This is a genomic window from Rhodococcus sp. ACPA4, assembly GCF_002300185.1.
In the GTDB taxonomy this organism is placed as follows: Bacteria; Actinomycetota; Actinomycetes; order Mycobacteriales; family Mycobacteriaceae; genus Rhodococcus_F; species Rhodococcus_F globerula.
The window spans coordinates 4,594,545-4,620,160 of the sequence record NZ_NSDY01000001.1; the positions used below are offsets into that span (position 1 = coordinate 4,594,545).

At 60.6% G+C, this 25,616-nt stretch carries 23 protein-coding genes; 9 read left to right on the forward strand and 14 right to left on the reverse strand.

Annotation, left to right across the window (positions count from 1 at the left end; genetic code table 11):
- A complete protein-coding gene (locus CJ178_RS21030; RefSeq protein WP_033235356.1) occupies window positions 1-600 on the reverse strand; it encodes a histidine phosphatase family protein in 600 nt (199 codons plus the stop codon).
- Complete coding sequence (locus tag CJ178_RS21035) at window positions 566-2,320, reverse strand: glycoside hydrolase family 13 protein (RefSeq protein WP_218833739.1); 1,755 nt, start codon at window positions 2,318-2,320, stop codon at window positions 566-568. Before CJ178_RS21035 ends, CJ178_RS21030 begins: the two co-directional genes overlap by 35 nt.
- Window positions 2,321-2,520: 200 nt before the next feature.
- Between CJ178_RS21035 and CJ178_RS21040 the strand changes: the two genes are divergently transcribed.
- Complete coding sequence (locus tag CJ178_RS21040) at window positions 2,521-3,792, forward strand: HNH endonuclease signature motif containing protein (RefSeq protein WP_257013291.1); 1,272 nt, start codon at window positions 2,521-2,523, stop codon at window positions 3,790-3,792.
- On the opposite strand, the gene CJ178_RS21045 is transcribed toward CJ178_RS21040, so the two are convergent.
- Complete coding sequence (locus CJ178_RS21045) at window positions 3,767-4,645, reverse strand: PaaI family thioesterase (RefSeq protein WP_095888079.1); 879 nt, start codon at window positions 4,643-4,645, stop codon at window positions 3,767-3,769. The two genes, CJ178_RS21040 and CJ178_RS21045, sit on opposite strands and share 26 nt — an antisense overlap.
- 96 nt (window positions 4,646-4,741) lie before the next feature.
- Window positions 4,742-5,524 (reverse strand): enoyl-CoA hydratase/isomerase family protein, encoded by a 783-nt coding sequence (locus tag CJ178_RS21050; RefSeq protein WP_095887568.1) that lies wholly within the window; start codon window positions 5,522-5,524, stop codon window positions 4,742-4,744.
- A 233-nt stretch (window positions 5,525-5,757) separates the two neighbouring features.
- Between CJ178_RS21050 and CJ178_RS21055 the strand changes: the two genes are divergently transcribed.
- Window positions 5,758-6,465: a GntR family transcriptional regulator gene (locus tag CJ178_RS21055; RefSeq protein ID WP_095887569.1), complete on the forward strand. Its 708-nt coding sequence runs from the start codon at window positions 5,758-5,760 to the stop codon at window positions 6,463-6,465.
- Window positions 6,466-6,521: 56 nt separating this feature from the next.
- Here the strand turns inward: CJ178_RS21055 and CJ178_RS21060 are convergent, their stop codons facing one another.
- The 9 genes from CJ178_RS21060 to CJ178_RS21100 form a co-directional block, all read right to left on the reverse strand.
- Window positions 6,522-7,592, reverse strand: coding sequence for an MBL fold metallo-hydrolase (locus CJ178_RS21060; protein ID WP_095887570.1), 1,071 nt, complete (start codon window positions 7,590-7,592; stop codon window positions 6,522-6,524).
- A complete protein-coding gene (locus CJ178_RS21065; protein ID WP_095887571.1) occupies window positions 7,589-8,776 on the reverse strand; it encodes a CaiB/BaiF CoA transferase family protein in 1,188 nt (395 codons plus the stop codon). Before CJ178_RS21065 ends, CJ178_RS21060 begins: the two co-directional genes overlap by 4 nt.
- 45 nt (window positions 8,777-8,821) lie before the next feature.
- Window positions 8,822-10,054: a CaiB/BaiF CoA transferase family protein gene (locus CJ178_RS21070; protein WP_095887572.1), complete on the reverse strand. Its 1,233-nt coding sequence runs from the start codon at window positions 10,052-10,054 to the stop codon at window positions 8,822-8,824.
- Window positions 10,055-10,179: 125 nt separating this feature from the next.
- Entirely contained in the window at window positions 10,180-11,379 is a 1,200-nt protein-coding gene (locus CJ178_RS21075) for an FAS1-like dehydratase domain-containing protein (protein WP_095887573.1), read from the reverse strand.
- Between the two features lie 95 nt (window positions 11,380-11,474).
- Window positions 11,475-12,572: an AbrB family transcriptional regulator gene (locus CJ178_RS21080; protein ID WP_095887574.1), complete on the reverse strand. Its 1,098-nt coding sequence runs from the start codon at window positions 12,570-12,572 to the stop codon at window positions 11,475-11,477.
- Window positions 12,573-12,665: 93 nt separating this feature from the next.
- The gene (locus CJ178_RS21085) at window positions 12,666-13,760 is read right to left on the reverse strand and encodes a TRAP transporter substrate-binding protein (protein WP_179300791.1); all 1,095 of its coding nucleotides are present in this window, start codon (window positions 13,758-13,760) and stop codon (window positions 12,666-12,668) included.
- Between the two features lie 44 nt (window positions 13,761-13,804).
- Window positions 13,805-15,094 (reverse strand): TRAP transporter large permease, encoded by a 1,290-nt coding sequence (locus CJ178_RS21090; RefSeq protein WP_095887576.1) that lies wholly within the window; start codon window positions 15,092-15,094, stop codon window positions 13,805-13,807.
- Window positions 15,087-15,701 (reverse strand): TRAP transporter small permease, encoded by a 615-nt coding sequence (locus tag CJ178_RS21095; protein WP_095887577.1) that lies wholly within the window; start codon window positions 15,699-15,701, stop codon window positions 15,087-15,089. The genes CJ178_RS21090 and CJ178_RS21095 overlap by 8 nt, the downstream gene beginning before the upstream one ends.
- Window positions 15,702-15,946: 245 nt before the next feature.
- Entirely contained in the window at window positions 15,947-17,077 is a 1,131-nt protein-coding gene (locus CJ178_RS21100; RefSeq protein WP_095887578.1) for a zinc-binding dehydrogenase, read from the reverse strand.
- A 96-nt stretch (window positions 17,078-17,173) separates the two neighbouring features.
- Between CJ178_RS21100 and CJ178_RS21105 the strand changes: the two genes are divergently transcribed.
- The 7 genes from CJ178_RS21105 (at window position 17,174) to CJ178_RS21135 (ending at window position 24,743) form a co-directional block, all read left to right on the forward strand.
- The gene (locus CJ178_RS21105; RefSeq protein ID WP_095887579.1) at window positions 17,174-18,616 is read left to right on the forward strand and encodes an aldehyde dehydrogenase family protein; all 1,443 of its coding nucleotides are present in this window, start codon (window positions 17,174-17,176) and stop codon (window positions 18,614-18,616) included.
- A gap of 28 nt (window positions 18,617-18,644) precedes the next feature.
- Window positions 18,645-18,836 carry a DUF5999 family protein gene (locus tag CJ178_RS33340; protein WP_095888080.1) on the forward strand — a complete coding sequence of 64 codons (192 nt, stop codon included), beginning with the start codon at window positions 18,645-18,647 and terminating at the stop codon, window positions 18,834-18,836.
- 48 nt (window positions 18,837-18,884) lie between these two features.
- Complete coding sequence (locus CJ178_RS21115) at window positions 18,885-19,688, forward strand: N-acyl homoserine lactonase family protein (protein ID WP_179300792.1); 804 nt, start codon at window positions 18,885-18,887, stop codon at window positions 19,686-19,688.
- A gap of 179 nt (window positions 19,689-19,867) precedes the next feature.
- Window positions 19,868-21,238: an MFS transporter gene (locus CJ178_RS21120; RefSeq protein ID WP_095887581.1), complete on the forward strand. Its 1,371-nt coding sequence runs from the start codon at window positions 19,868-19,870 to the stop codon at window positions 21,236-21,238.
- Window positions 21,239-21,294: 56 nt separating this feature from the next.
- Window positions 21,295-22,761, forward strand: coding sequence for an aldehyde dehydrogenase family protein (locus tag CJ178_RS21125; protein WP_179300793.1), 1,467 nt, complete (start codon window positions 21,295-21,297; stop codon window positions 22,759-22,761).
- A complete protein-coding gene (locus tag CJ178_RS21130; protein WP_095887583.1) occupies window positions 22,762-23,592 on the forward strand; it encodes an N-acyl homoserine lactonase family protein in 831 nt (276 codons plus the stop codon). It abuts the gene before it with no gap.
- Window positions 23,589-24,743, forward strand: a complete 1,155-nt coding sequence (locus tag CJ178_RS21135) for a zinc-binding dehydrogenase (protein ID WP_095887584.1) — start codon at window positions 23,589-23,591, stop codon at window positions 24,741-24,743. Before CJ178_RS21130 ends, CJ178_RS21135 begins: the two co-directional genes overlap by 4 nt.
- On the opposite strand, the gene CJ178_RS21140 is transcribed toward CJ178_RS21135, so the two are convergent.
- A complete protein-coding gene (locus tag CJ178_RS21140) occupies window positions 24,730-25,608 on the reverse strand; it encodes an alpha/beta fold hydrolase (protein WP_095887585.1) in 879 nt (292 codons plus the stop codon). The two genes, CJ178_RS21135 and CJ178_RS21140, sit on opposite strands and share 14 nt — an antisense overlap.
- Between the last annotated feature and the right edge of the window lie 8 nt (window positions 25,609-25,616).

A 25,616-nucleotide genomic window follows, 5' to 3' on the forward strand; every position in this document is an offset into this window, starting at 1 on the left:
CTAGACGCGCAACATGTTTCGGACGTGACCTGTTTCGTTGACCGACGCAACCCGTCGATTACCGTTGCGGGACACGAGAATACGAGTGACGGAAACGTACTCGATCGGGAACGTCAGCGGACGCTCCAGGCCGAGTAACTCCTGCAGAACGATATTGACGACGCCGCCGTGGCAGAACACCGCCACGGTGGCGTCGTTGTCCGTTGACGCCACGATGTCGTCGATCGCTCCGAGGACACGAGTGCGGAATGCGTCGGCGTCGATCGATTCGGGTAGCCAACCGGCTTTGATGCGCTCGTAGGTCTGTGGTGCTCGCTCCAAGACCTGGTGCATCGGAATGTAGTGGGATTGCTCGGCGTCGTACTCGGCCAGACCCGCAAGCTCGGTGACCGGGAGTCCGAGAACTTTCGATACGGGAGCCGCGGTTTCCAGAGCGCGCTTTTGTGGGCTGCTGAACAGCCCCGTGATCCGGTACGGGGCCAACGCCGCAGGCAGTCGGTGTGCCTGGGCGTGGCCCTCGTCTGTCAGCGCGGGATCAGCACGACCCTCGGTGACCTCTGCCAGTTCAGGGAGCGCGTGTCGGATCAGGAGTAGTTGCACACGGGACACCTTGCCAGACGGCCGTGTCGGCGGGGATCGTGCCGTTGCCGGGTAGTGGACCACTGGCAAGCAGAACGTCACCGTCGGGAAGCGCGATTGGCTTGGAAGACGTGTTGACGACGCAGCGCAGCGCACTGCCGCGCCGGAAGTCCAGCACCTGATCGTTGTCGTCGCTCATCCACGTCAGCGTCGCGGTAGTCAGCGGCTCGGTGGCCAGCGCCGACAGGCTGCGGCGTAGGGACAGCGCGCTGCGGTAGAGCTCGAGAGTGGAGTCGGCCTTGCCCGTCTGGAACTCGACGGTGCGCTCACCCCAACCCTGCGGCTGTGGCAGCCAGGGCGCCTGGTTGGCGTTCGGGGGGCTGAAGCCGTACGGGGCGGTGTCGCCCGACCACGGCAGCGGAACACGGCAGCCGTCGCGGCCACGCTCGCGGTGTCCGGTCCGCTTCCAGATCGGATCCTGCAACTGATCGTCCGGGATGTCTTCCACCTCGGCCAGGCCGAGTTCTTCGCCCTGATAGATGTAAACCCCGCCGGGGAGTGCAAGCATCAGCATCGCCGCGGCGCGCGCCCGGCGCTCGCCGAGTTCGAAGTCGCCGGGGATGTCGCGGATCTGGCTGAGGAACCAGGTGCGCGAATCTGTCTGCGGCCTCGCATATTTGGAAAGATGACGGACGCCGTCATGGTTGGACAGTACCCAGGTGGGAGATGCATTCACCGCAGCATGCGACGTGATCGTGGTGTCGATGACGCTGCGCAGCGTCGCTCCGTTCCACGGCGCGAGCAGGAAGTTGAAGTTGAAGGCGCTGTGGAGTTCGTCCGGGCGAAGGTAACGGGTGAGGCGTGCGGGGTTGCCCACCCAGGCTTCGGCGACAAATACGCGCGGCGGATCGTAACTGTCGGCCACCGCTCGCCAGGAACGGTAGATGTCGTGGACTTCGTCGCGGTCGAAGTGCGGATGCTCCACCGGTTCGGAACCGTCGGCGGGGACCGGCGTGGGGTAGGTCAGCCCGTTCAGGTCGGGCAGATCCGCGTCTTTGCACAGTGACTGGGCGACGTCGATGCGGAATCCGTCGACACCACGGTCGAACCAGAACCGCAACGTCGTCTCGAAGTCGCCGCGGATATCCGCGTTGCGCCAGTTCACATCCGGCTGTCCGGGTGTGAAGAGGTGCAGGTACCACTCACCTGGATTGCCGTCCGAATCCTTGACGCGCGTCCACGCGGGACCGCCGAAGGAGCTGACCCAGTCATTAGGTGCCTCGTCGCCTGCCGCACCTTTGCCCGGGCGGAAGTGGAACCGGTCGCGCTCGGCCGAACCGGGCTGCGCGAGCAGGGCTTCCTGGAACCACGGATGCGCCTCGGAGACGTGGTTGGGCACCAGGTCGAGGATGACGCGCATCCCGAGATCATGGGCTTCGGCGATCATGGCCTCGGCCTGTTCCATTGTGCCGAATGACGGTTCGATGCTGCGGTAGTCGGAGATGTCGTAGCCCGCATCCTCCATCGGCGACGGGTACCACGGGTTGACCCAGATGGCATCGACGCCCAACTCTGCCAGATAGCTCAAGCGATTTCGGATTCCGGCGATGTCGCCGACGCCGTCACCATTGCCATCGGCAAAGCTGCGGATGTACACCTGGTAGATCGCGGCGCTGCGCCACCATTCGTTGTCGCGGAAGGTGTTATCGGGCAGGGTGAGATTCAGGGATTCGTGGGGCACCCTTCCGTTCTAACAGGCTGAGTGCGGCCAAATTTCGGCAGTCTTGTTGAGTGAGAAGCTCGAGGTTTCGAGGTCGAGACGTCCCCGCGGGGACGTTTTCGGCAAACCTGTCGGTACCCGCGTCTACTGTCGACGCACATTCGTAACGGTGGGGGGACATCATGACGAAAACAGACAGAGGCGTGACCAGGGATAGTGGCGTGACCAGGGATAGTGTTGCGGCAACAGATAGGGATACAGCCGACCGGCTCGGTACCGAAATCTGCGCACTTGCCGGGCACATTGCGGCAGCTACCGCCAGATTTCTGACTTTGGTGGCGCGATTCGACGAGACTCGCGGCTGGACGGGGCCTGGCCTGCATTCGTGCGCCCATTGGCTGTCCTGGAAGTGTGGGCTCAGCCAGCATACCGGGCGCGAATATGTCCGGGTTGCAAAAGCTCTCACCACGCTGCCGAACATGCGTGCTGCGTTTGAAGAAGGTCGCTTGTCCTATTCCAAAGTCCGATCTTTGACTCGTGTCGCCACGCCGCTCAACGACAAACAGATGGTGCGCCTCGGCACGAGTGCTCCGTCCGGCCAGATCGACCGTCTTGTTGCCGGCTTACGTAAGGCAACGAGCGATGATCAGGGCAAGCCGAAACTGGACCGGTTCGAAACCCGGTGGCACTGGGATCCGGATACTGGCGACTTCGTTTTCCGGGGACGCCTCGCAGCGCAAGACGGTGCAAAGGTATTGGCGGCGTTGACAAATGCGGAGCGGGATCGCACGCGCACCACTGAAGAAACTGGGGAATCCGTAGAGCCTGAAGAGCCACCGGCTGCCAATACGGTGCGGCGCCCACTGCGCAACATCGGTCCGGCACTGGTCGCGATGGCTGATATCGCCGCGGTAGCAACGGATGCGGGTAAGCGTAGCCGCTCAGCCGAAGTGGTGTTTCTACGTGAGGAGAAGGTTGTACGCGTGTCCGGTGGGCCCGCGCTCGAGGACGCTGATGCCGACGAAGTGCTGTGTGACGCCAGAGTGCGGGCCGCAACCACCAAGCAGGGGTGCATGCTCAGCCTGGGTCGGCGTACCCGCATTACCAGTGCAAAGCAGATGACTGCGCTCATGTACCGCGACGGGTGTTGCCGCACACCAGGATGCGGACGCACGCGCTTCCTACACGCTCATCACGTTCGATTCTGGCGTGCTGGTGGGAAGACGGATCTCGACAACCTGATCATGTTGTGCGGCACGTGCCATCGAGCGTTGCACCGCGATGAGTTCATGATTACTGCGATTGGAGAGCAACAATTCGAGTTCCGGCTTCGTGGCGGTTCGGTGATGGAACCGGCGCCGCCGTCAGTGGGTTTCGCGGATCGGTTGCTCAGCGGTGAGATCGCTGACGATGCGATAGTGCCCGACTGGGGCGGCGACGCTCTCCGCCTGAATCACGCAGTCAGCGTCATTCTGGACGGTTGGGCTGCGTAAGACGGTTGGGCTGCGTATGCAGCGGCTTGTGGAGAGTCACCGTTGCCAATGCGAGCAGTCGATCGTCAGCACTGGCGTCGACGAGCTGGATGCTCAGTACTGCGTGATCCGCGGCGTCGCGGATCACCGTGCCGTAGGACCGCGCTGGTCCAGTTCGGACTTGCGACAGGTAGTGCATCTGCATATCTGTTGCAACCAGCTCGGGCCGCATGGCCTGGGCCGCCGACTCTACGAGCAGGGCCTGCGCGCCGCCCATGATCGTGCCGATCTGATTGACCACAAACGGAGTGAGTTCGAGTTCGAGCACGCCGGCCGAAGCATCGATGACCCGCATTCCCAATCGGGAGTAGATCGTTCCCTCGACCGCTTGGGTCGGATGCTCCCTGAGTGTGCCGATCCACTGGTCCGGGGTGTACGAATCCGCGTCCCCAGCGGCCGAACGAGGAATGCGGGCAAAGGTGACGAGTCCGCGAGCTGCGAGGGTGGGACCGCTGCCCGAGTCGATTGCGTCGGCCAACTCACGGAGGTCGGTAAGGCCGTGGCCGTCGTAGACATCGGCGGAGACGATGATCGTCTTCTTGCCGATGCGCACGAGGTTACTGTCGACAACGATCGGTCCCTCGGTGAGCGGGCCGGCTGAATGAAGTGAGAGATCTTGGGTTGCAGTCCAATCGGGCCGACAGGCCACTAATGCCGGGTCGGAGGTCACATAATCCGCCACGGTGACCAGGACCCCCAGGGAAGCCTGGCCCCCGTGTGACCGCAGTTTGTCGGTGAGATCGGCGCGCATCAGCGAGCGCTCCGGCGTCGGCTGGAACGAGGCCAGCCCGAAGTCGGAGGTGAAGGTTTTCATGCTTGCAAGCACCTGTGGCGACGAGCCGTTCGCGAGGACCATGAAAATGAGAATATCATTCTCATGCCTCTGGCGTATCGGTTGCCGACGGCCGGATCAGTGCCCGACGTAAACGCCTGAGCGCTTTTCCTTGAACGCCGCCATAGCTTCGATCGAGTCGTTGGTGGACTGGATAATGGCCTGGTGGGACGAGATCATGTCGAGTGATGCGGCAAGTGGCATGGTCTCACCGTGCACCGTTGCGCGCTTGATCATGCGCATTGCAAGTGGGGGTGCGGCCGCAAGCCGAAGTGCAAATTCGTTGAGCTTGGTTTCGAACTCTGCGTCGTCGTAGACGTGGTTCACGAGGCCTAGTTCGAGTGCTGTTGTGGCATCGATGAACTCGCCGGTCCACAGCAATTCCAAAGCTTTGGCCTTGCCGACGATGCGGGGCAGGTAGTGGCAACCGCCGTCGCCTGGCAGGAGTCCGACGCGAATGTAGCCTTCGGACATGCGGGCGCTTGATGCTGCAACGCGGATGTCCGCCATCAGGCTCATGTCCATCCCAGCGCCAACCGCGACTCCGGAAACGCCTGCGATGTAAGGCTTGTCGAAGTTTTCCACTGCTCGCGCCACGATGTGGACTCGATCGGTCAGCATTGCCTTGTCGGAGTACGGCGTTGAGCGATCGTCGGCAAAATCACCCAGGTCGACACCGGCACAGAATGCGCCGCCGGCACCGGTTACCGTCACGACTCGGATGGCGTCGTTGTACTGCGCGTCGGTGATGAAAGCTGCCCATTCCTTGAGCATTTCGAAGGTGAACGCGTTCTTGCGGTGGGGACGGTTCAGCAGGATCTTGCCGACGCCGTCTTCGACGGTGAACTCGATGTCAGACATGTGGACTCCTCATCGGATGAATGTACTCTCTATAATATAGTATTTTACGATAGAACGTCGAACCTCGTAAGAATGCGGGTCGATGCGAGTGATTTGCCGGCCACGGCTCGCGCCGGGATTTCGACGCGAACGTTCCGGAAGATAGTATAGAATATTACTTTGGAGGCGGAAGTAAGCGGCGTGGCGTCGGTGAATGCACACTTCACCTTCGGTCGAGAAGGAGACGTAGCGCAATGACAACAAAAGATGGCCGTCCGGAAACGCTCGTATCTTTCATCGAGCGGCGGATCGAGCGGTCAATTGCGCAGGGTGACTATCAATCCGGTTCCAGGCTCTCTCCGTCTGTACTGGCCAAGGAGTACGAAGTCTCCCATATCCCGGTGCGTGAGGCACTCAGTTCGCTCGCTGCGAAGGGGTACATCGAACACCGGCAGGCCAAGGGCTTCTTCACACGCAACCTGACTTCTGAGGAACTAGCCGATATCTATCATTGGCGGACTGTGCTCGAGACTGAAGCGCTACGTCTTGCGATGCCCAAGATCACCGATGGTGATCTTGCGGAAATGCGCGAGATTCTTGCGGATGAGAGCACCAAGACCGATGCTGCTGACCGCCTCGATTACCTGGAACTCAACCGGAAATTTCACTTTGTCGCGTTCAAGCGAGCCGAGTCGCCGATCCTGCTGAATCTGCTCAACAACTTGTGGGATATATCGCGGCCCTACGTTGCCTCGGACTTGATCGCAAGCACTCAAAGTCACAAGGACCACGTTCGCCAAGTGGAGATCTTCGAGACCGGGGACGTGGACGCGATGCTGGCCGCGATGGAGGATCATCGCAAATTCCGAGTCGACGTCATCCGGGATTGGGAAGCGCGCCAGGCTGGAGCACCCGAGAAGAAGGCGCCGGCCAAGCGAGCGCGAAAATCGGTAGTACGGTAGATATTTCGAACTCAGGACAACGTCGGGTTCGCATCAACGTATAGGGCCGGACGGCGTCACGCCGTCCGGCCCTTGGTCGATCCAGACCTGACTTTTTCAATTCCCCCCGTCGACCAACGCTCGGGGGTGCCGTCCGAGGCGGTGAGCTTGCCCTGATTTCGGAGCAGGTGGAGATGTGCGTGCGTCTCCCCGATAGCTTGGCGTCGGCCCCGCGATGCGAGATTCTCGAAGGGGCGTGACCATCTCAGCGATTTTGTCACTTCCCATACGGTCTGCTCGCCGCCGGTTGCAACAACGGACTCGACCTCTCGTGAGCGGTCGTCCTGATGTTCCTTCAGGAATTCGAGCCGAGTATGCAGAGAATCGAAGGCCCACTCGTGTCCGGGCAGGACAAGCGCGTCCTTGCCGGCCATGCCCATTTTCTCGAGAGAAGCCGCGTAGTTGGTCAGCGGGTCGTCGCCGTACCCGGGTCGACGTGAGACGTTCGGCGTCACTCGGGGCAGGACGTGGTCACCGGTGAAGACGACATTGCGCTGTTCGTCCCGGAAGCAGAGGTGTCCGGGCGTATGGCCGGGTGTGTGCCAGGCGACCAGCGACCCGCCGGAATCGGGAACCGTGTCACCGTCGTCGAGGAGTACATCAGGCATCACGGTCGCAAAACTCGATTGCAGTAGTGCCTCTTCCGCGTTGATTTCCTCGAGAACTTCTGCTGGCACACCACATTCGACGAGCCATGCGGACATGTCGTCGACGCGTTGTCGGCTCTGCTGTGCGTCCGTGACGATGTGGGGGATCTCGGCCGGATGCATGGCGATCCAGGCTCCGGTGTTCTCGCGAACTCGGGCGGCAAGCCCGTAGTGATCCGGATGTACGTGGGAGACAACAACACCGACCAGGTTGTCGAGGCTCGATCCGGAACGCGTGAGCCCGAACTGGAAGGCATCCCAGGACTCGTCCGAGTTCCATCCCAGATCAACGGCGATTACACCGCGGTCGACTGCTACGAGATATCCGAACGAGTAGGCCAACGGACTTGGGAAGGGGAGTGCAGTGCCCCAGATCCCCGAGGTGAAGGCTGTGGCATTGACGCCTACCTTCTGCGCCCGTGCTGGCTGGGTCGATGTCACAGGACACCCGAATCTTGGAGTTTGGCAACCTCTTCGGTGGTCATGCCGATTTCGTCGACCAGAATCGACATTGTGTGCTCGCCCAGCCCGCCGGCACGAGCAGGCACAACCATCGGAGAATCGGAGAGAAGAATCGGGCTTCCCAGGGTCATCCAGGTGCCGGCGTCGTCGGTGATCTCGCGCAGGATTCCCCTCTCACGAATGTGAGGATCCTCCATAAGTTCTGGCAGCGAAATTACCGGTGCGCACGGAATCTTCCTTGTTTTCAACAGTTCCGCAAGATCCGCTTTCAGTTTGTCCTGTGTCCAGCGTTCCACGATTGCATCGACCGCGTCCATGTTCGTGCAGCGGCCACCCATATCGGCAAAGCGCGGATCGTCCGTCTCCGGATCTTCCATGAGTTCGCACAGACGTTGCCAATGCGCTTGTGTGGGACAGAGCAGGGTTATCCACCCGTCCTTCGTTTTGAAGGCGTTGTACGGGGCGACTGCCATCCCACCGTGGCGGTTGCCGGTCCGTTCGGGGATGCTGCCCCCGCTGTTGAGCATGCCGGCGATGTTCGAGGTGAGTGACGGGATAATCGCGTCTTGGAGCGAGACTTCGACATGTTGGCCACGGCCGGTGTTGGTGCGCTGGTAGAGGGCGGTCATGACACCAGCCACGAGATGGGTACCAGCCATCAGGTCGACTACCGACGGACCCGTGCGTGTGGGTGGACCATCTTCCACGCCGGTCGTGCTCATGACAGCGCTGCGAGCTTGGATAGTCAGGTCCATCGCCGGTTCTCCTGCGTACGGACCGAATGAGCCGAAGCCGGTTCCCGACGCCATGATCAAGCGCGGGTTCACCGCGCTCAGTTCGTCGTAACCCAAACCGAAGCGATCCATGGCGCCCGGTGAGAGATTCTGCACGAGGACGTCGGCGTTCCGAACAAGTTCGCGGAAAACTTCTTGTCCCTGAGGATCTTTCAGGTCGATACTGATGGTCCGCTTGCCCGCGTTCATGAACTGGAACTGGACCGACATGCCCTCCGCGTCGACCGTCGGCAGTCGCCGGTACGGGTCGCCGTCGGGGGATTCGATCTTGATGACGTCGGCGCCGAAACGAGCCATCAGCATGGTGGCGTACGGAGCCATGTAGAACTGGCCCAGACAGATCACCTTGACACCTTCGAGAGCTGTCACGACATACTCCTCAGTTGTTCGATCATGATTTACGCAGTGCTTGATTCACACAGTGGCGGGTGCCGGGTCCGCGACGCCGACGGCGCCGACCTCCAAGAGCCGTTCGATCTCCTGGCTGTCCTTGCCGAGAATTTCCGCCAGGATGTCAGCCGAGTGTTCTCCGATGCGCGGGGGAGTTTCGGACTCCGCCAGTGGCCATGACGAGGATCGAACTGGGAACCGCACTGTGGGGCAAGGGTTTTCTTCGGTTCCCACATCTTGGATAACCTGGTTGAACTGAGCTTGCTCGCTCACCACGGCTTCGTGCAGATCGAGCACCGGGCTGGCCGGAACGTCGGCCTTGTTCAAGATGTTCAACCACTCTTCGCGGGTGTGCCCGCGGAAGATCTCTTCCAGCATCGGCACGATGACGGCGCGGTTGCGGAGTCGGTCGGCATTCGTGACGAAACGCTCGTCGTCCGGCCATTCGGAGTGGCCGATGGCGTCGCACAGGCGTCGCCAGAAGCCTTGGGTGAACGCGCCCACCATGACGTACGCGCCGTCGGAGCATTCGAAGGCCTGGTAGGGCACAATTTGTGCGTGGGTGCGGCCACAACGCGGCACGGTTTCACCGAGTGCCACAATGCCCGGAATGTAGTTGGACATCAGCGCGATACTGGCGTCGAGCATCGCTACTTCGATGTGCTGGCCTTCGGGATGCTGCTCGCGAACGTGGAGTGCACTCAAGATGCCTACTGTCCCGAAGAGTCCTGTGCTGAAGTCGCTGATGGGTGCGCCGACGCGGACCGGGCCGCCGCCGACCTCGCCGGTGATTCCCATGAGCCCGGACACGGCCTGCATGATGATGTCATTGGCAGGGCGGTCGCTCAGCGGTCCTTCGGAGCCGAATGCGGACAGGGAGCAGTACACAATTCCGGGGCGGTGCTTGCTGATTGCCTCGAATCCGAGTCCGAGCCGATCCATCACACCCGGGCGGAAATTTTGTACGACGATATCGGATTTTTCGGCCAGCTGGAGTGCGACGTCGCGGCCCTCGGCGGTGCCGAGGTCGAGAGCGATGCCGCGTTTGTTGCGATTGAGGGCAACGTAGTAGTCGCTCTCGAGCGGGCCGAGCATCGGCTTACCCATGTGGCGTGAACCATCGCCGCGCCCAGGCTTTTCCACCTTGATGACGTCGGCGCCGAGGTCGGCCAGCATGACGGTAGCGAAAGGGCCTGCGGCAGCGTGGGTGAAGTCCAAGACTCGGATGCCGGCCAAAGGCCGCGAAGCGGTTGTCATGGTGATTGTCCTCGATTCCGTACGAAAGTTGTTGTGGGAATGCGACTGTCGAAAGTCCGGAACTACGAAAAGCTCGGGCGGCGCCCATCACATCTCGAGAGCGTGACGGGCACCGCCGGCTGGGATCAGGCCCGGCCGTCTTCTTCGACGTTGATCGGGAAGGAGAGTGCTCCCGTTTCCTTGCTGGGCAGTGCGAAGATCACGGTGCCGGGCATGACGTCGAGGCCGCGCTGGTTCACGGACGTGAACTTGCCCTTGACGTAACCGGTTCCGGTCTTGGCGCCGCGCCACTTGTCGACGATCTCGCCCTTGATGTGGTAGACGTCGCCGAGGAAGACCATGCCGCGGTACTGGAAGTCGAGGTCTGCAACCCATCCGTCGTCACCGGGGTAGAGGCTTGCCCAGTACGTTGCGTAGCCACCGCGCTGCGAACCGTAGTCGTACGGCGCCGGCATACCGATCTCGGCAGCCATGAAGTCGTCCCAGTGAACGCGCTCGATCGCCTGCGGGATGCCGCTCTTGGGGTCCGTGACCGCAACCTTCGGAGACTGGCGACGGTAGTCGAGCCAGTACTTGCCGGCGCGGACGTGCGGCGAGCCGATGCCCTGCAGCCACGCAACCATGTCCGGAACCGTCAGCGGTCCCTTGACGACAGGATCGATGGCGTCGCCGATGTTGACGTCTTCCCAGAAGCGGCTCTCGCCGCCGCGGGGCTTCTCGTTGTCGAGTGCCCAGTCGAGCTCGGCGATCTGCTCAGGTGTGTACTTGGCGATCTCGAGTTCGGCGTTCTTGCCTGTGCTCTTGGACTCGCCGCGTTCCATGCGGAAGATGGGCATGAGCTGGATGGCTACGAGCTCGTCACGCTGGTTGTAGAAGCGGATCTCATCGGCCTGAACCAGCATGCGGCTGGCCATGCGGCCTTCCTTGAAATCGCACTTGACCAGTTCCTTGGTGGCGTGAAGAACGTCGCCTTCGCGGACCGGCTGGAAGAACTGCCAGTGGTCTCCGGAGTGCAGGCCGTGAACACCGGGCAGGCCCTGTCCGCGGCGCAAATCCCAACTGCCCCAAGCGACACCGTAGAAGATTCCGGGAGGAGCGATGAGCTCGCCGTGCGGGCCTTCCTTCGCGTACTCGGAGTCCACGTAGAGGGGGTTCTGGTCGCCGACGGCCCGCGCGAAGTGCGTGATGCTGTCCTCGTTGATGTACCGGATGTACGGCTTCTCGATGGGCATGACCTTGCCCATTCGGCTGCGCAGGCGTGCAACCGCTTCTTCAGACATCGTCCCGTATTCCGAGCTGACGTCTGCGGTGATGGTTTCAGTCATTGATCCGCTCCTCACTGAGTGTTTACGTGATCTACAATATATTATATCGAAGTGAAGTCAAGCGTCGTTCTGAAACATTCTCGAATTCGGCTGCGCTACTGCGGTTTTACGACCGCATCCTGGCTTTCGTCACCTTGACGTTTGATGAAAACGGCCATGACGGCTCCGATGCCCAGCGCCATGAACAGTCGCAGAACCTGAGCTGTCATGATCACGCCGATGTCGGTTCCGGACTCCGATGCAAAGGCTGCAACTGCCGGAAGCCCTCCGGGCGTTGTTGCCAGATAACCGCTGAATGCGCTGAGGCCAGTCGTACGCGCCAATAGAACTCCGACCAGCGCGCAGCCAATGATGCTCAACGCCAAGGAAATCAGCGCGAGAGGTAAGACCTTCGTGATCCTGCGTAGCACTGTCCGGGTGAGATCCAGTCCGACCATCAGGCCGATGGCAGCAAAACCGAGAGCGGTGATCGGAACTGGCACCTCATGTGACGGGAACAGATCTGTCACGGCAAATGCGGCGGCCGCCAACATCGGTAGAAGCAGTTTCGACGCTGTGAAGGTCAATACGCGTGCGGCGGCTAACCCCAGGGCTAAGGCGGCGAGAGTGAACCACACACCTGACCAGCCGATGTCGTGTGCCGCCTCGTTTGTTCCGTCGCTCGCGCCGCCCATGAAGGGGGCGATCAGTGGTATCGACAGAACGACGACAAGAACACGAAGGTATTGAACGGAAACGACAAGCGCCTCGTCGGCCTTCATCTCCCGCGCCATTGCGGTCAGACCGGATGCACCTCCGGCGATGGACGCAAAGGTGGCAGTCGAACCGTTGATATGGGGTGAAAGTCGAAGTAGCTGACCACAACCCATCGTGATTGCCAGCGTTGCAACGGCGCCGCCCATCGTGATCGCCGGGTATTTCAGAACGCCGTCGACTACCGAGGAATCGATCATGGATCCGGCCTGCACTCCGATGACACCCAGCGCAAGTCCTCTGCCCTGACTCGGCATCTTCTGCGGCGACGACAGGCTCAGGGTGCAGATCGCACCGGCGACGACTCCCGCAAACAAGTAGGGAGACGGTGCCCCAATCGCGACGAGCAGCAGTGTGATCAGAGCGAACACGCCCGCGAGCGTGAACCAGAACCTGGCGGCTCCAGTGCTGGGACGGGAAGCTCGAGGACCTTGATTCATCACTAAAATATACAATAGATAGCGTTTGGAATCCGGCTCACAACGCAAAAAGTCGGTTCCTGCCCGATAGGGACAGGAACCGACTTTCGTGTGTCAGTCGGAGACTCGACTCCGCTCGAGAGCCTGCTGCCACGCGTCCAGCACCTCTTGTGCCGGCTTTCCGGGTCTTTCCCGCTGAGCGACCCATTGTCGCTGAGCTTCGAGCATTCTCGGCTCCATCTGGGCGAGTTCCTCGGGCGTCAGCTCGTAGAAGTCGACTTCCGAGGAGAGCTTCTCCAGTGCTGCGGCGTTCTCCTTTGCGTATACCGCTGTGAGGTTCGCTGTGGCGACATCCCTGGCTTCGTTCATGGCCTGTTGAACGTCTGCCGGCAACTCCTTCCACAGCTCTTCACGAATAACCAGAACAGTCGGGCCGGCTCCGAAAGGGGCGTTGGTCGATGCTGATCGGGCAACTTCGTTGAGGGCGTAGGACGGCATAGCCTCCAAGGTGTTGATGCCGGCGTCGATCGTCCCACGTTGGAGGGCCTCGTACACCTCGCCGGAATTCATGTGGACCGACGATGCTCCCATGTTCGTGATCGCGAAGTCCGAGACACCGCCGGCACTGCGCACCGAGAGTCCCTTCCAGTCTTCGGGATTGCGCAACGGTTCACCCGCGGAGAGTACTTGGTACTTTCCGGCCAGGATCCCCATGACCGGACGCACGTCCTTCGGTAAGTAATCCTTTTCGCCGAGAATCCCGGACAGGAGTTCCCAGTAGGCGTCCTCCATCGCTTCGAGGGTGTCGTCGGCCCCGAAGCCTGGCACGGCTGCCACATCGCTCAAGGGGAGTTCGGCACCCGCTGCGTTGGCCGGGACGAAGTAGCCGACGTCGATGACGCCTGAGCGGATTGCGGGAAAAATATCGTTGGCTTCGATGAACTGTCCGGCGGGGAAGTACTCGAACTTCACTTTGCCGTTTGTCCGCTTCTCGACCTCCGTCATCCACACCTCCAGCGCGTTCTTGGTGATGACGTGGCGAGAGGAGAACTGGTGCGCGAATCGGATGGTGATGGTTCCGTCGGCGTCGTTGGCCACTTGCCTCGATTGGAAGCTGCAACCGGTCAGCAGAAGCAGCGACGTCAGAAGGACGGCGAGTGCACCGACACCGCGCCGATGTGTGCGGGATCTGGACCTCAGGGAGTTCACGGAATGTGATTCCTCTCGTATGGGTGACGGAGTCAGCCCGGGTTTCATCCGCGCAACGACGGAAGATAGGTGACGATTTCGGGGAATGCGACCATCAGGGCTGCTGTGATAACGGCCGCGACGTAGAACCTGGTTACGCCCTTGAACGCGAGACCGAGGTTGCCGCCGGATGTTCCGGACGCGATGTAGACGTTCAATCCGATGGGCGGTGTGATCAGGCCGAGTTCGATAACGAGGGCAACCATGATGCCGAACCAGATGGGGTCGTAACCGAGCCCGACCACCAGTGGGAAGAAGACCGGCAGAGTCAGCAGCATCATTCCGATGCCGTCCATGAAGCAACCGAGCACCGCGTAGATTGCAAAGATCAACACGATGACCAGCAACGACGGGATGGCGGATTCTCCGATTGCACGGGTCAGGTCCTGGGTGATTCCGGTCAGTGTCAGGAACTGCGTGAACAGTTTTGCACCGATGACGATGATGAAGACGGCCGCGGTGACTTCCACCGTGCGTCGCATTGCCATGAGCATTCCGCTCCACCGCAGGTTTCCGAAGATGTAGGCCACGATCAGGGCACCCAGTGCGCCGACCGCCCCGGCTTCCGTTGCGGTGACGATTCCGGAATACATTCCGCCGAGGACGATCAGTACCAGCAGTAGTGCCGGGCCAGTGTGCTGGAGCGTTGCAAAACGCTCGCGCCAACTGGAAGGGCTTGCGAGAGGAGCGATTCCGGGACGCATCTTCTGCCACACCACGATGGTGAGTGCAAACAGGACTGCCAGGATAATTCCGGGGAGGATTCCGGCGGTGAAGAGATCGACGATAGACGTTTCGGTGGTGATGCCGTACATGAGCAGTGGAACACTCGGGGGGATCATCACAGCCAGCGTTCCTGCTGACGCAACGGATGACATCGAGAGTCGGTCGTCGTAGCCGCTCTTGCGCATTTCGGGAATGCAGATTCGCGAAAGGCTCGCTGTGGAGGCAACACTGGAACCGGAGATGGTTCCCAATCCAGCGCCTGCTCCAACAGTGGCGATCGCGAGACCGCCCGGCAGACGGCCGACCCACGCTCGCGCGGCCTCGAACATCCGGCCGACGATGGTACTGGCGCCCAAGAACTCCGCCATCAGGATGAACATGGGCAGTGCTGTGAGGCTGAACCCCTGCGTTGCGCCGTGTGGTCCGGTGGCGAGAAGGGCTGCAGGGGTGGCAAATCCGTCGATTGCCCAGATTCCCACAATCCCCGCGCCGGCCATGGCAAAGCCGACCGGCGTGCCGATGGCCAGTAAGGCTATGAGGAGGGCGATAGGGATCAGTAGCTCAAACATCGTTGACGCTCCTCTGTTCGCCCAGGATCATCGATCCTTCCTGTTGGCGCTGAAATGAAACTGTGGCGATCTGCCAGATGCCGCGCACGATGGCTCCGGCAAGTCCGATAGGGACGAACAACCACGAAGGTCCAAGTGGCAGTGCAGGATACCCACCCAAAGTTGTGCCCCAGGCTCCGGCGAGCTCATGGAGAGCTCCTTGGAGCATGACACCCATGATCAGCACCATGATGACGGTGACTGCCACCCTGCAGATGCGCTGGCTGCGCTCGCCGAGACGATCCACAACCAGAGTTGCTGCAATGTGAGCGTTTACCGCCTGAACTCTCGGCAACGCGAGAAAGACCAGTGCCGGCATGATGTACAGCAGTGTGATGTTCATGCTGCCGGGGATCGGGCTACTGAATACATACCGCATCATCGCGTTCGCGCAGGTCAGCAACATGAGCGCGATGAGGGCGGTGATTGCCAGCGTTTCGAGCACCCAGTCGATCACCTTCAATACCGTGTCACCGCGCAGCACCAGGTTGGGGGCGGAAGCATTCTGCTCGGCGGTAAGGGCGTCGGTGGATGATCCGGGCGTGACGTCCTCCGCGACGCTGCTCATTCAACACCTCGCGAAATACACCGAGGTGTTGTCGTAAAACCGTGGAATTGGAACATAGTCGTTCCCTTCTCGACTGAGGATCGGGATGCCGTAGATGAATTTTCAGGGCAGATGCACTCTGAACGGCGTCCGGTGCTGTGAGGTCCCTCACGCGCGATAAAGAATATACTGTAGATCACATGCTGGCAAGGGTAGTCGAGCAAGTCTGCGATGGAATCGTTCAAGGCTCACAACATATTTCGAATCTACGCGTGCGGTGAGAGCATCTGGCGAATGGCGCCACCGTCGTGCAACTGGTCGAAGGCACCGTTGAGTTCGGCGAAAGTGACTGTGCCGGATTGAAGTTTTTCCACCGGCAACTGTCCGTCCTGGTAGAGGCCGAGGTAGCGGGGTATGTCGCGCTCGCCGATTCCACTACCCAGGAGGGAGCCGCGGAGCACCTTCTCTTCGGAAACGAGTTGCAGGTGCGGGAATTGATACAGCTCACCGGTTCTTCCGGCGCCGACACAAATGATTTCCCCGCCCTTGCGGGTGATTGCTATGGCCGGTTCGACCGCAGCTTTGCTTCCTGAGATCTCAAAGGCGTAATCGACTCCACCACCTGAAATTTCGCGAATCTTCGCCACCAGGTCGGGATCTGATGCGGACAGCGTGTGTGTGCATCCGACCTCGCGCGCGAGCTGAAATTTGCTGTCCATCAAATCGATTCCGATAATGCGCGAGGCTCCGGCGATACGGGCGGCCATTACAGCGACCAGTCCGACTCCGCCGAGGCCGACGACGGCGACAGTGTCGCCAGGACGCACTGCAGCGGCATTGAATACGGCACCCGCGCCGGTGACTACTGCGCACCCGAAGACGGCAGCCACACTCAGCGGGATCGTGGGGTCGATCTTGACCAGAGAGTTCTGGACTGTCACGGAGTACTGGGCGTAACACGAGACTCCGCTGTAGTGGAAAACCGGCTTTCCGCGCAGGCTGAGCCGCCGGGCGCCGTTCGGTAGAAATCCCTGTGCGCGACTTGCTCCGACGTTGTCGCACAGGGCAGGACGTCCGTTGATGCAGTATCCGCATCGCCCGCATCCTCCCGCGACGGTCATGACCACGTGGTCGCCTGGTTGCAGGTGCGTTACGCCCGCGCCGATCTCGCGGACGATACCTGCACCCTCATGGCCGCCGACGACCGGCAAAGCGCGTTTGCGCAGGCCGCCCACGACAGACAAGTCCGAGTGGCACAGTCCGGCCGAGTGAACCTCGACCAGTACTTCTCCGTCGCCGGGGCCTTCCAGGTCGACCTCCTCGATACTGAAGGGCTTACTTTCGGCGTAGGGCATAGATAGGCCATGCTCATGCAAGACCGCTGCTGTCATCCGCATTCTGAGATACTCCTCTAACTGGCGTTGCAAAGTGATCGACGTCGCACTGATACTTTCTATAATATATAGTTAAAGTGCGAACGGAGATGTCAACTGATGGAAAGTCGAGTTGTCTACATGGAAGCGGTCAACGCCAAGACCCTGGTGGGAGGCTCGTGGCGGGACGGCGCGAGCACGCAGGAAGTCCTCGACCCCTATCGCGGCAATCTGGTGGGCCACATGCATGTCTCGACCGATCGCGACCTGCACGATGCGCTGGCTGCCGCACGCAAGGCGAGCAAGGTCATGGCGAACATGCCGGGATTCGAGCGCGCCTCCATGCTGCGTCGGATCGCCGACAATGTCACTCAGCGAGCCGGTGAGATCGGGGCAATCATGTCCCTCGAGACCGGGAAGGCGATCAATGATGCTGTGACGGAAGTGAAACGGTCGGCAGACACAATTCGCCTGTGCGCTGAGGAAGCGGTGCGCATCGAAGGTGAACATGTGCCGATGGATTCCTCCGCCGTCGGGGCCGGGAAGATCGCGATGGTCATGCGGTTTCCGGTGGGAGTCGTTGCCGCCATCACTCCGTTCAATGCACCGGTGAATCTGGCTGCGCACAAGGTTGGGCCGGCTCTGGCCGCCGGCAACAGCGTCATCGTGAAACCGTCGCCGAAAGCTCCACTCTCCGCGCATAAGTTCGTCGAAGCGATAATCGACGCCGGAGTGCCCGAAGGGGCTGTGGGTGTTCTTTACGGCGACGCTGTTGCTCCCGGACTGGTTTCCGACCCGCGCGTAGATTTTGTGAGCTTCACCGGGTCCATTCCGGTGGGCAAGATCATCCGAGACAATGTGGGTATGAAGCGCGTTGCACTCGAATTAGGCGGCGTGGGAGCCACTTTCGTCAATCATGACGCCGACGTCTCAGCTGCGGCGATTGCGTGCGCGCGGAACGGATTACTGCTGGCCGGGCAGAGCTGCGTCTCGGTCCAGAACGTGTACGTGCACCGGCGAATCTACGACGAGTTCCTCGACGCGCTTGTGAACGAGGTGAAAACCATCCGCTTCGGGGATCCGCAGTCAGGCAGTACCGAGGTCGGCACGCTCATCGACTCGGATGCGGCGATCCGCGTCATGGGAATGGTCGAGCGTGCGGTAGATCGCGGAGCCGAGTTACTTTGTGGTGGAAGCCGAAACGGAGCTCAGATGGAAGCGACAGTCTTGACCGGCGTCGACGCATCGATGGATATCGTCACGGACGAGATCTTCGGACCGGCAATGTCGATACACATGTTCGACGACATCGAACCCATCTTCGAGGCGATCAGCAACAGCCCGTATGGACTGCAGGCCGGCATATTCACCAACTCCCTGGACCTTGCCCTCTCGGCTTTTCGAAACATACGGACCGGCGGAGTAATCGTGAACGGGACCTCTCGCTGGCGCGCCGACCAGATGCCGTACGGCGGAGTGAAAGACAGCGGAATCGGCAGGGAAGGGCCGAAATTCGCCATTCGTGAAATGACGGAAGAGCGTCTCTTCGTCCTTAACGGCTGAAGCGATTCAACTAGAGCGGAGGCTCATGATGTGTACCCACACCCCCACGTGTCCCGGAGTCAACTCCTACCGTTCCTGTAGTGCCCAGTTCGTGTCGCATCATGCTGAGCAGGGTTGGTCATTGCTGTGCAACGGAATTGCTCTGTTCGACGACGGCTACTTTCTCGCACCTGACGGACGGGTTGGCGCGATACCCCAGCGCGGAAGCCTGACGAGGTAGCGAAACCGTAAGTTATTGAAAATCTTTCACGGAACGAGGACGAATACAGTGAATGCGACGTACGAAACCTTTGCCCTCCGGTACGCCACGCTGTCCTCGTGGCCGAGGAGCAAGGCCTTCCATTGCTTCGAGGTGTATGGCGATCCGGACACTCTGATCGATCTCGACTACTACTTCTGGTTGGTTCGCAACGACGAACACACCGTTCTGGTTGATTGTGGCTACGACAAAGAACGTGGTCGCGCTCGCAGCCGGCACCAGGAGACCAGTCCAATCGAACTCCTGGCTCGCATGGGTGTGAAGCCGGAGGACGTCGACCACGTAGTCCTTACGCATATGCATTACGACCACATCGGCAACATCGCGCTCTTCCCGAATGCAACTTTCAGCATTGCTCGAGCCGAACTCGAGTACTGGACCGGGCCTTATGCGGATCGACCGACAATATCGTGGCCAGTGGAGAGCGAGGAGATTCGCCTCGTCCAGCAACTCGCCACCGAAGGACGGCTGCACCTGGTCGAAGACTCGCACGAGCTCTTTCCGGGCCTCCGTCTTACTCGTCTACCCGGCCACACACCCGGCCAGTTGATCACGGAAGTGACGACACGTGCAGGGCAGATCGTGTTGGCATCGGACGCACTGCATTATTACGAGGAAGCTGATCTGGACCGTCCCTTCGGTACTTGTCACGATCTGGTCGACGTGTATCGGTCTTATGACATCCTTCGCGAGATGGCTGCGCGCCCCCACACCGTGGTCGTTCCCGGTCACGACCCCGCTGTGATGCGAAGGTTTACAGTTGTCGACGACGATTGTGTCGACCTCGCGCAGCCGACATATTCCCAAGGGTGAATCGATTTTGTTGTGACACTTACAAATTGGGTGGAATGCGCTTGAAATGAAACTGGCCGCTCGGTGACCCTTGACACAGCCTAAGTTCCAATAGAGAATATATTCATTCCACTCGGAATTCCAGTGTCCAGATACAGACCGGACAAATTCGGTGATCTGGCCCGCCAGAAGGGTTGAGAATGGACGTCACCTCAGCGGTTGCTCAGTCTCGAATGAGTCCGCGTCAATATCTCGTGGTTTTCGGGGCACTGCTCTGCAATATGGCCGACGGTTACGACCTGTCTGTCATCGGGTTTGCTCTCCCGCACCTCCCATCGGATTTTGCGTCGACGGCAGTGAAAGGCTGGCTGATCAGCATCGGGCTGGTCGGTATGGCGGTAGGTGCCATTGTGGTCGCACCTCTTGCCGACCGGCTGGGGCGTCGCAAGCTCTTGATCGGAGGAGTGGCGCTCAACTTGCTGGCTATGGTTGCGACGGCCCTTGCACCCAACGCCGAGGTGATGTTCGCGACGCGATTCTTCACCGGAGTAGCGGTGGGTGTCCTGGCTTCGTTGAGCATTGTGGTGGCCCAGGAGTATGTCCCACTTGCCAAGCGCAATCTTGCCGCGGGTCTGGTGACCATCGGCTTCTCGATCGGCACGATTTTCGGTGGCATCATCGGCCTGTCGATGGTGAAGGCCTTCGACGGAGCGTGGCAGGTCTTCTTCTGGATGGGTGCCGCACTGACTGCAGCGATCTTGCTGTTCATCGTCTGCCTGATGCCGGAGTCGTTGTCCTTCCTCGTTGCTCAGGGAACGCCGGAAGCACGCGCCAAGATCGCCAGGATCGCTACGTCGATCCGGCTGACCGGAGTTGACGTGAACGCGCTTCCTCCCCTCGATCCGGAAAAGCCGGTCAGCGACGAGAAATTGACGTTGTTGTCGAAGGAATACCGGACGCGTTCGTTGTTGCTCTGGTTCGGCTACGCGATCTTGACGGCCGGGTATTACTTCGTTGCAACCTGGACTCCGCAGCTTGTCACCAACAAGAGTGGTGACGCGGACGTCGGTACCACCGTCGGTACGATCATCAGCTTCGGTGCCATGATCGGCGCAATTACGTTTGGTATCATCGGAATTCGCCTGCTTGCCACACATCTCGGATGGATCTTTCTGGCGATCGCGATCGCTGCTCAGTTTGTCTTCGCGATGACGATGCAGGGTACGGTGGCGATGATCGCCGCTGCGGTGCTCGGTTTCGCAGCCTTTGCGGCGATGACGTCGTATGTATCCGCTGCACCTCAGCTGTATCCAGTCCTGTTGCGAGGCAAGGGTCTTGGATACATGTACGGTTTCAGTCGGATCGGTTCGATTGCGGCACCGCTCATTGCGGGTTATGTGATCACGCAGGTCAGTGCGGAGGCTATGTACGTCGGAGCTTCGCTGCTGTTCTTGGTCTCGGGTGTGCTCACCTACATTCTGTGGCGAGTGACGCGTCCGTACCTCATGGCCGAACGTGCGGTCATTGCACAAACTACCGGCGTCGAACACACTGCAAGTACCTCCGCCTGACCGTGGCGACAAATATTCGGTAACAGATGTATTTTCGGACAGAAGGAGTAACGCACATGACAACGTCCGTATATCCAAGGTCGATGCCGGCGCAGCAAGAGCTCGACCTGTGGATTGGGGGGAGTCGCGAGCGCGGTGCCGGGACAGTTTTCCCGGTGTACAACCCGGCGACCGAAGAAGTTCTCGCCGAGGTGGCCGAAGCGAGCTTGGAACAGGTCGAGCGGGCTGTAGCCATCGCCCAGGCAGGCCTGGAACGAGGCGAGATGGGCGACGCTGCAGAGCGTTCGGCAGCGCTCGACCGTTTGGCTGATGTCTTCGAAGCCCATGCGGAAGAAATTCTTGCGGTGTCGGTCAACGAAGTCGGAACTCCGGTATCTACTGCCAAAGGTCTCCACGTGGATACTCCGGTGCGGGCGCTGCGGTGGTTGGCCAAGGGGGCGCTCACCGATCGGACCGAGCATCTGGGCCGGGACGAGGGTCCGCCGGCAAGCGAGTCCAGCGTGATTTACCGACCGGTCGGCGTTGTAGCAGGCATTGCGGCGTACAACTATCCGTTGCTGTTCGCTGCGATCAAAATGGGCGCGGCCTACGCTGCCGGCTGCCCGACCGTGCTGCTGTCGTCTCCCAATGCGCCACTGGGAATTCTGAACTTCGGGCGCTACGCACAGGAGGCGGGTATCCCCGCTTCGGCAGTGAGCGTGCTGGCCGGTGGCGTCGATGTCGCGCAGCATCTGATCGCCTGCCCGAAGGTGGCGAAGGTGAGCTTCACCGGATCTGTTCCGGCCGGAAAAGCGGTTATGGCGACTGCTGCGCAGGGGCTGCGAGATGTGGTGCTCGAACTCGGTGGGAAGTCGGCCGCGATCGTGCTGCCCAGTGCAGACGTCGAATCCGTTGTCGCTCCTATTCATTCGCGCTATCTGCGCAATGCGGGACAGGGTTGTGCGTCGCCGACTCGAATCCTTCTGCATCGGCCACAACTCGATGCATTCCTGGAGGCGAGTAGCCGGTACTTCGAATCGGTTGTAGTCGGTGACCCGTGGGACCCCGAAACTCTGGTCGGCCCGGTCATCAGTGAACGCCACCGGCGCACTGTTACCGGGTACATCGATTCTGCGGTGCGTGACGGCGGTACGGTGCTGGCTCGCGGCCTCGAGCCGCAAGGTAAAGGCTGGTGGGTAGCGCCGACATTGATTGGTGGATTGGATAATTCGGCGAGGATCAACCAGGAGGAAGTCTTCGGTCCCGTCGCAAGCGTTCAAATCTATGACACCGTCGACGAGGCCGTTGCCATTGCCAACGACTCGAACTTCGGACTGCACGCCACGGTGTGGGGCCCGTTCGAAGAAGCAATGGCACTCACTCCACGGTTGGACGTCGGCCAGATTTCCATCAACGGCGGCGGCGCTAAGCGCCCGGACGCACCGAACGGCGGTTGGAAGGACAGCGGTATCGGCCGTGAGTTCGGTGAAGCCGGCATTCGAGAGTTCCTGGAGCCGGTTCACATTCAGTGGCCGGTGAAGTAGATGACTGATTCGATGCCGTATTCCGTTCATGCCCTGCGGTATTCGCAGAGCGTGGGTGAGCGATCGTCGTTTTTCTATCGTTACGATCTGTCGGGCCAGCCGGATGCCGAGCAGTCGGTCGACTGGTTCTTCTGGCTGCTTCGCAGCGGTGACAAAACGGTACTGGTGGACTGCGGCTACGACAACGATCGCGCCGCGCGAAAGGGTCGCATTCAGGGAACCAACCCGCTTGCGTTGCTTTCTCGAATGGGTGTCAGTCCCGCCTCGATCGATCATGTCGTGGTATCCCACGCGCACTACGATCATGTGGGAAATATCGGCCTGTTCCCCAATGCGACATTCACCATCGCGCGGTCGGAGTACGACTGGATCACCGGCCCGACTGCCCAGCGGTTCCCCACCTGCTGGGTTGTGGAGGACGAAGAGCGGGAGATGATCCAGAACTTCGCCAAGGACGATCGTTTCACGTTCGTCGATACTCGCACGGAAGTGCTGCCTGGAATCGAAGTCTGGCCGGTCGGTGGTCACACACCAGGTCAGATGCTCGTAGAGATTGCCGGCACTGCGGGTCAGGTCGTTTTGGCTTCGGATGCGGCGCACTTCGCCGAGGAATACGAAACAGACCGTGCTTTCAACATGTTTCACAATTTCGACGACATGTTCTCGAGTTACGAGCAATTGCGCACACTGAGTCGGCGCCCGGACACGATTGTGGTGCCAGGGCACGACCCGCGAGTCAGTGCGGCCTTCGCTGAGGTCGAGAAAGACTGCTTCGACCTCAACCTGCTCGGTCGGCACCGAGATCCGATTACCGGGAGACGCCAGAAATGACCAGCTCGCCAACATCATTCGATATTCCGAAGACCAGCCGCGCCGCGGTGGTCACGGCCTTCGAGAAGCCGCTGGAAATACGCGAGATTCCGATTCCCGAACTCGAACCAGGCGCCGTCCTGGTCAAGATCGATGCGGCAACGGTATGCGGCAGCGACGTCCACCTGTGGGACGGATCCCTGGCGGCCATTCGGCCACTCGAGCTGCCCATCATTCCCGGACACGAGATGGCGGGCCGAGTTGTCGCACTGGGGTCTGACGGAATCACCGACATCCTCGGTGCGCCGATCGAGCTGGGCGAACGGATTCTGTTCACTCAAGGACGCTGCGGCACTTGCTATCACTGCACGGTCGCCGGCCAGCCCAATCTCTGCGCCAATCGCCAGAACTACGGCGTGAACTGCGAGACGTTTCCGTACCTCGTCGGCGGATTCGCGGAGTACTGCTACGTCTACCCGACGTCGCGCAAGATCAAGATTCCCGACGCGGTGAAATCGGAATGGGCGTCCGCTGCCAGTTGCGCGCTGCGTACGGTGATCAAAGCCTTCGACGAACTCGGTCCACTGCAATCGTGGCAAACGGTAGTCATTCAGGGCGCTGGTCCACTTGGGCTGTTTGCCACTGCCGTGGCGTCGCACCTCGGCGCAACTCGCTGCATCGTTGTCGGCGATCCAGCCGATCGTCTCGAATTGGCACGTGAGTGGGGCGCAACGGATACCGTTTCGGTGGCAGAGAACCCCACTGCAGAGGCTCGGGTGCAGGCGGTCAAGGATCTGACCGGCGGTGTCGGTGCCGAGGTTGTCATGGAGTTCTCCGGTGCGCGTACCGCGTTCGGTGAGGGCCTGGCGATGGTGCGTCGTGGTGGCCGGTTCCTGGTTGGTGGTCAAGTCGGTCCGCACACCGTCGAATTCGAACCAACAGCCATCACCCGCGGACACATCAAGGTGATCGGCTCGTTCTCAGCTTCGGAGGCGGAGTACTGGCGGGCACTGCAATTCATGAACGACACCCGCGATCGCTTTGATTTCGATCGAATGCTGTCGACTCGGTACAGCCTCGATCAAGTGACGGATGCACTGGCTGGAATGCAAGGTTTGCGCGAGATCAAGCCGGTGATCTTGCCTAACGGAGCCGAATTTACCGACGTGTGACGGATCGGATCAGCTCCGCCAGTTTTTCGGGCTGATCGATCATCGCGTGATGGTGGGCGGGACGCAGGACGTGGAAGCGCCCGCCCAGGTATGTTGCGAGCCGCTGTTGTTTGGCCATCCAGGACACCGACCACGGGGTCGAGTGGCCGGTGTGGGCGGCTACGACGCTGATGCCGATGTCCGGCAGTCGGTGGTCCTCGGACTCGCGTAACTTGTTGAGCTCCATCGCCATATCGGTGTAGGCGACGTATTCGATCATGGCGGCTTCGAGGTAGTGCGGTTCGCGGTAGATGTGCTCAACCCATTCGGCCATTGTGTGGGAGGGGCCTGTCGGGGGCACGGATTGGTTGAGAATCTTTCGGGTGGTGGTGCCTAGAAGTCGTTGCAGCCCAGCGGTACTGGCGGTTGCAGCGGCCAGGTGTGAGGCCGTGAGCAGGAGGTTGCGCGGGACGAGCCGCTTCGGATTTTTCTCGGCGCTCGAATCGAGGAGCAGGATGCCCGCTGCTCGCTCGGGAAACAGCCTCGCAAAACCCTCGGCATAGAAACCGGCTATCGAATGACCCACTGCCACAGCTGGTTCAGTGATTCCCACGGCATCGAGAACGTCGGCGATACGCTGCGCTTCGCCGCGAACGCTTGGGATTTGGGCCGAAGGCTCGCTGAGTCCGAAGCCGGGCCGATCGAACCGGACTACGGTGCGGTCGAGACTGAGGTTGCGCGCGCAGTCGTCCCAGTCGAACCAGTTGCCGGCCAGTCCGCCGCAGAGGACGACGGCAGGTCCGTCGCCCTCTACGAGCACATGCAGGCTGTCCCCGCCGACCGTCATCAACTCGCCCGGTGGTTTCACGTGGAACAGTCCCGGCATCAGTGCCT

Bases quoted from the DNA above. Each gene is read 5' to 3' on its own strand.
- CJ178_RS21045 (WP_095888079.1), bottom strand. From the start codon at position 4,645: ATGAAAACCTTCACCTCCGACTTCGGGCTGGCCTCGTTCCAGCCGACG.
- CJ178_RS21050 (WP_095887568.1), bottom strand. From the start codon at position 5,524: ATGTCTGACATCGAGTTCACCGTCGAAGACGGCGTCGGCAAGATCCTG.
- CJ178_RS21055 (WP_095887569.1), top strand. From the start codon at position 5,758: ATGACAACAAAAGATGGCCGTCCGGAAACGCTCGTATCTTTCATCGAG.
- CJ178_RS21070 (WP_095887572.1), bottom strand. From the start codon at position 10,054: ATGACAACCGCTTCGCGGCCTTTGGCCGGCATCCGAGTCTTGGACTTC.
- CJ178_RS21075 (WP_095887573.1), bottom strand. From the start codon at position 11,379: ATGACTGAAACCATCACCGCAGACGTCAGCTCGGAATACGGGACGATG.
- CJ178_RS21080 (WP_095887574.1), bottom strand. From the start codon at position 12,572: ATGAATCAAGGTCCTCGAGCTTCCCGTCCCAGCACTGGAGCCGCCAGG.
- CJ178_RS21090 (WP_095887576.1), bottom strand. From the start codon at position 15,094: ATGTTTGAGCTACTGATCCCTATCGCCCTCCTCATAGCCTTACTGGCC.
- CJ178_RS21095 (WP_095887577.1), bottom strand. From the start codon at position 15,701: ATGAGCAGCGTCGCGGAGGACGTCACGCCCGGATCATCCACCGACGCC.
- CJ178_RS21100 (WP_095887578.1), bottom strand. From the start codon at position 17,077: ATGCGGATGACAGCAGCGGTCTTGCATGAGCATGGCCTATCTATGCCC.
- CJ178_RS21105 (WP_095887579.1), top strand. From the start codon at position 17,174: ATGGAAAGTCGAGTTGTCTACATGGAAGCGGTCAACGCCAAGACCCTG.
- CJ178_RS33340 (WP_095888080.1), top strand. From the start codon at position 18,645: ATGTGTACCCACACCCCCACGTGTCCCGGAGTCAACTCCTACCGTTCC.
- CJ178_RS21120 (WP_095887581.1), top strand. From the start codon at position 19,868: ATGGACGTCACCTCAGCGGTTGCTCAGTCTCGAATGAGTCCGCGTCAA.
- CJ178_RS21125 (WP_179300793.1), top strand. From the start codon at position 21,295: ATGACAACGTCCGTATATCCAAGGTCGATGCCGGCGCAGCAAGAGCTC.
- CJ178_RS21130 (WP_095887583.1), top strand. From the start codon at position 22,762: ATGACTGATTCGATGCCGTATTCCGTTCATGCCCTGCGGTATTCGCAG.
- CJ178_RS21135 (WP_095887584.1), top strand. From the start codon at position 23,589: ATGACCAGCTCGCCAACATCATTCGATATTCCGAAGACCAGCCGCGCC.
- CJ178_RS21140 (WP_095887585.1), bottom strand. From the start codon at position 25,608: ATGCCGGGACTGTTCCACGTGAAACCACCGGGCGAGTTGATGACGGTC.